Annotated in this window: 5 protein-coding genes and 1 pseudogene; 3 read left to right on the top strand and 3 right to left on the bottom strand. The window is 38.1% G+C overall.

Annotated features, from left to right (window positions below):
- Positions 1 to 641: 641 nt before the first annotated feature.
- The 3 genes from HPY74_19620 to HPY74_19610 form a co-directional block, all read right to left on the bottom strand.
- Positions 642 to 1,343, bottom strand: coding sequence for a hypothetical protein (locus tag HPY74_19620; protein ID NSW92817.1), 702 nt, complete (start codon positions 1,341 to 1,343; stop codon positions 642 to 644).
- A 526-nt stretch (positions 1,344 to 1,869) separates the two neighbouring features.
- On the bottom strand, positions 1,870 to 2,181 hold the full coding sequence (locus HPY74_19615; GenBank protein NSW92816.1) for a hypothetical protein: 312 nt from the start codon (positions 2,179 to 2,181) through the stop codon (positions 1,870 to 1,872).
- Positions 2,162 to 2,482: a recombinase family protein gene (locus HPY74_19610; GenBank protein NSW92815.1), complete on the bottom strand. Its 321-nt coding sequence runs from the start codon at positions 2,480 to 2,482 to the stop codon at positions 2,162 to 2,164. Before HPY74_19610 ends, HPY74_19615 begins: the two co-directional genes overlap by 20 nt.
- A gap of 275 nt (positions 2,483 to 2,757) precedes the next feature.
- On the opposite strand from HPY74_19610, the pseudogene HPY74_19605 reads away from it, so the two are divergent.
- The 3 genes and pseudogenes from HPY74_19605 to HPY74_19595 all read left to right on the top strand — a co-directional run bounded on the left by HPY74_19605 (position 2,758) and on the right by HPY74_19595 (position 4,660).
- Positions 2,758 to 3,208: pseudogene (locus HPY74_19605) on the top strand (carbohydrate ABC transporter permease).
- Between the two features lie 59 nt (positions 3,209 to 3,267).
- Positions 3,268 to 3,825, top strand: coding sequence for a Gfo/Idh/MocA family oxidoreductase (locus HPY74_19600; protein NSW92814.1), 558 nt, complete (start codon positions 3,268 to 3,270; stop codon positions 3,823 to 3,825).
- A complete protein-coding gene (locus HPY74_19595; protein ID NSW92813.1) occupies positions 3,764 to 4,660 on the top strand; it encodes a tyrosine-type recombinase/integrase in 897 nt (298 codons plus the stop codon). Before HPY74_19600 ends, HPY74_19595 begins: the two co-directional genes overlap by 62 nt.
- The last annotated feature ends 525 nt before the right edge of the window (positions 4,661 to 5,185 follow it).

Raw genomic sequence — 5,185 nt, 5'->3', positions numbered from 1 at the left:
CTCTGTTTCATCTGTTAGACTATTGAATAACGGCAAAAAACATGATAATATATGTCTATGGTTTTAGGGAGGGAGGTGATTAAGATTATACGTCTTGATTATTTAGTGTTTCTACTATATATACTTCTAATTTTTTTGGGTATTGGGTTTTCTATACTTTTGTTTTTAATAGGGATAAAAGCACTTAAAGCATTGAACATTTATATAAACAATAATCAAAAATAGTTAAAGTGAAAATATGTTTATTAAAATTAATGCTTGAGATATTTAAAGAGCGGTGTCTGTGTAATGGCACGCCATAGAATTGTTCTAAAAGTCTATCACTGAAGATTTCTAATATTGATGTATACCCGATTTGACAGGCATACATGAGTTAGATCAGCTAAAAAGGTTCTACCCTTTCCCGGTATTGTCAAGTAGTGTTGGATTTAGTTTCAAGGCGTTGGGTCTATACCCTTCGCCATTAATGTTATTTAATCGAGCAGCAGGTGTAACCTGCGACCTGCCCTTGCTGTTTAGCTAATGGTTCCCATAGCGGACTTTCACCCTCAGGTTACTGCCTATGTCGGGCAAACATAAAATTATAATAAGAACCGTTTTTAAACGGTCCTTATTATTTGATATGAGTTAAATTTACTGGTCTAAACAGTATGAGTTTTTTGAACTGTATAAGTATCAGTAATAGTAATAGGTAATCCTCCTATATCAATACGTATTTGAATTTCACCACTTACAAATGAACACATATTATAATAGCCACGGACAGGGTGAGGATTATACAGATAGCTTTCAGAGGATGTTATATTATTGTATATAACTGTTCCAATACCAGTATAACCTTTACTAATATTTCTCGGATCAGTACAGCTCAAATACGCCCAATTTGACTGATCTGCCGGTTTCACAAGAGTAACATCATATTCCCATGAGACGTCTACTTTGCCTGTTCCAAAAATACCAAGACCTACATTATCATAGCCTGAATCATATTGTGTATAAGTCATATACATCCAAGGGACTCTTATTTGATTTAATGTAGATTTTATTATTTCGTCAGATTTTACTGTTTCGCCATAATATTCTGTTTTTTCTTCTTTTTCATTAATAAATTTTTCTTCAATATCATTTAATAACTTTTCAATTTCATTTCTGTCAAATACTTGATTTTTATCAAAATCTGCTACTTGATATTTACCATCACCGTATTTTTCAAATATTGCTTGAAGCCTCATTGCCGCTTCATCAGCAGATATAATATTGTCTGCTGATTGTGCAAATGAACTTAACGGAACAACAGTTATCATTATTACCACTAACAAAATTAAATTAACCTTTTTTAACATAATAATCCTCCTTGTATAATTAATTTCTTAAAATCAACTCTCCTGTACTGAATTGGATCTTTCATTCATTTTGCATATACATCATTATACATAGTTGAAAAGATATCAACTCTCGGTGTAAACATTTATAGACAGTTTTACATGTTTTGACTTTAACATAATTCATCCCTTTTTTTATATTGTATTTACAATCCACATAAAAAGGTATATACTAAAGCCATGGCATCCTCTTTATGGGATTGCTTTATGTAAAAGGTTCTATGGCAGCACTTGCTTTAACAAAGGTTTGCTCCCTTGGAACCTTTTAACCTTATATAAAAGTATAAAAGTCGTTCCATTGTTTTTTTACATTGTACATTAGGTGTAATATATTGTCAATGGTGATTTTTTGTCACATTTTGTAGAATATTGCGCATCACGCTTAATTACTATGTTGCAGTACTTTATTTTTTTGAAAACTCGCATTCCTAATTGTATTATTATGGTTTCCCATGCAATGTGTGTAAGTTATTGCCTGGATACTATATTATACTCTAATTACCGTTCCGTCGCTGAAGGTGAATTGTATGTCATTTTCTGAATAAACAGTGATTTTATCAATAACAGCATGCCAGAGGGTTTCACCAAATTCTGATAAAACTAAGTCTTTCTGAAATAATCTTGAAAGAAAAGCATCCAGTTGCGCTCGCTTTATACGGCGGTTCTGGTATACTTCCTTCACCTTGTCCAATCTGACTTTGGCCTTTTCATACCGTGCCAACAGGCCTTCATAGTGTTTTTCGTATTCAGCCTGGTCCATAGCTAAGTGGGCATTTTCTTCAACACACCAGCGTATCATTAAGGTCTATTTTGCCTGCCAATACGTCGGAAATCATTCTGTTGAAACCTTCACGCTTTTTTGTACTGGTAGCTGAAATACCCTCGTCAGTGTATACATTAACAAACTCCCTGCCTTCTTTCCCGTTAATATACCGTGTGTAATAATCCACCTGGGCCTCATAGCTTGAAAGCTGCTCATCGGTGTCGGTAGAAACCCGTACATATGCGGCAACCCTTCGTTTGGGAACCCTGTTTGTTTGATTCGGTGTAAATCGTATGGTTGTTGCAGGTATAACCTTAACTGTTTTTGCTGCTCCCACTTAACATTGCCTCCTTCTATCAAGCATTCTCTCCCTTGCCTTTTGACGTGCGGCATTATCCCAGTTTTCACTGCGAGACTTATACTGCCACTCCTTTTGTAATGCCCGGCCGTCATTGAATATAAATTTCAGAAGATAAGGCCGGGGTACTTGTATCTCCTTTATTTCCTTTCAAAAGCAATACTATTTTTCGTTCTTTCTACAATGTTTTAGGAGGGTTGATACCGACATACTTGCTTGTAAAAGAACTTAAACTTGTTGACAGCAGGTTAGCAATGATTATTCCGCCGGCGATATCGGCATGGAACCTAATTGTAATGCGTACGGCTTTTATATCAATCCCTAAAAGTCTTACGGAATCGGCTAAAATAGATGGCGCAAATGATTTCTATATACTTTTTAAAATTGTAATACCTTTATCAAAGGCTGTTGTGGCGGTCATGCTCCTCTTTTACGGAGTAGGATATTGGAATAACTGGTTTGATACTATGATTTATTTAAGAAACAGGAACCTTTATCCACTTCAGCTAATCTTAAGAGAAATACTTATAACCAACCAGATGGAGAGGATGATAGCGGAAATGGATGACGAGATCGACAAGTTTTTAATTGCAGAATCGCTAAAATATACCACAATAATTATTGCAACCGCACCTGTACTTGATATATCCTTTCTTACAGAAGTATTTTGTAAAGGGTGTAATGATTGGAGCAATAAAAGGATGAAGCCGATCCTGTGACATGATTTAAAGTAAATTTCAAAAAAGCAGGAGGTATGTATCGATATGATTAAAAAGAAGAAAAAACTCAACTTTGCGATAATCGGATGCGGAAAGGTGATGCCAAAGCATGCCGAGGCAATAAAAAGTTGTGAAGATGCTGAGTTATATGCTATAAGCGATATAGTTGAAGAAAATGTAAAGAATATGGCTAAAAAGTATAATGTAGAAAGGTATTTTACGGATTATAAAAAAATGTTTGAATTGAAGGAAATTGATGTTGTTTGCATATGTACTCCAAGTGGATTGCATGCGGAGATGACCATTGATTGTGCGAGAGCAGGAAAACATGTATTATGTGAAAAACCGCTTGCCATAAAAAAAGAGCAGCTTAATTCTATGATAAAGGCCTGTGAGGAAAACGGGGTAAAACTTGGAGCGGTATTTAAAAATCGTACATTTTCAGGGGCAAGGGAAGCAAAAAGAATTTTAGAGGAAGGAAGGCTAGGAAAAATTTATATTGCTGACGGATACTGTAAAGAGTACATGAGCCCGGAATACTATAAGAGCGCAGACTGGAGGGGGACCTGGGCCATGGATCAATGCTGGGAAAGTGAGGGTTGATGACCTGACAGCTGAACGCATAACTGAATTCCTGAACTGGCTGGAAAAGGAACGCGGGAACAGCGTCAGCACCAGAAATCAGCGGCTGGCTGCCATCCATTCACTGTTCCAGTACATACAGGTGCAGTCTCCGGAATATATGTTTCAGTGCCAGCAGGTGCTCGCTATTCCATTTAAAAAGTCGGAAAAGAAGCAAATAGGTTTCCTCAGTGAAGACGAGACAAAGGCGCTTCTCGCTGTACCCGATACAGAATCTCGAAAGGGCAGGCGTGACCAGGTGCTATTGAGCCTTCTTTATGATAGTGGCGCCCGGGTACAGGAGCTTGCAGACCTTCGAGTCTGTGATCTTCGTCTGGATTCCCCAGCCCAAGTCAAGCTCACTGGCAAAGGAAGGAAGACAAGAAGCGTTCCGTTGATGTATAAGACAGTCGCTCTGCTGCAGCAGTACCTGCATGAACAGCGGTTAGACAATCCGTCATGCTATGAGCATACGCTCTTTTTTAATGCTCAGAAAAAGAAACTGACCAGACAAGGGATCGCGTATGTCCTGAAGAAGTACGCTGACGCCTGCGGCATCACGGAAATATCCCCTCACCGGCTTCGCCACGCAAAAGCGATGCACCTGACAGAGGCAGACATAAACCCTATCTTTATACGGGATTTCCTCGGCCATACCGATTTGAAGGTAACCGAAGTTTACTCGAAAACGAGCGTTAAAATGAAACGGGCAGCGCTGGAAAAGATGAATTCAGGGAAACATGATGTCGTTCCCGAGAAAGCCGACTGGACTGAGGATGAATCACTGATGGACTGGCTTGCCGGGTTGAAGCATTAAATAACGTGTTGTTGATCGGTTTTATTATGTAAAGAAAAACTGGCGAGTTGTCGCCTAAATGCGCGGATTCGCCAGTTTACTTTCCATAATATTTCTCTTTCCATAATAGTGTTTATGACAAGCTTGTCATAAAATTTACGCGTACGCAGATACTGAAATGAAAAGGCAAGCTATTGAAAAAGCGACGGGGAGTACAAATCCGATTCACACAAAGATGACCGCACCTTGGATTAAATTAATGATGACGAAATGATAAAAAAACTGTACGGGTTAAAGACATAGCTAAAAGCCTTTTACCGTCTTGCAGAAAAGATAAAGAAGAGATTCCCAAGGCTAAAGATAGCAGTGGTGTTGGATGGACTTTATGCATGCGGACCCGTAATCAGGCTATGCAGGCAGTATAAGTGGGATTACATGATAGTACTAAAAGAAGATGCTTTAAAGGAAGTATGGAGAGAAGCTACAGGCCTGATGCGTTTGGAACCAAAAAATACTCTGACATGCGTATGGGGAGATAGAATCCAG

Source organism: Bacillota bacterium (genome assembly GCA_013314855.1).
Classification (GTDB): Bacteria; Bacillota; Clostridia; order Acetivibrionales; family DUMC01; genus Ch48.
The sequence above is the reverse complement of the archived record's forward strand: the minus strand, read 5'-3'. Positions and strand labels throughout refer to the sequence as shown.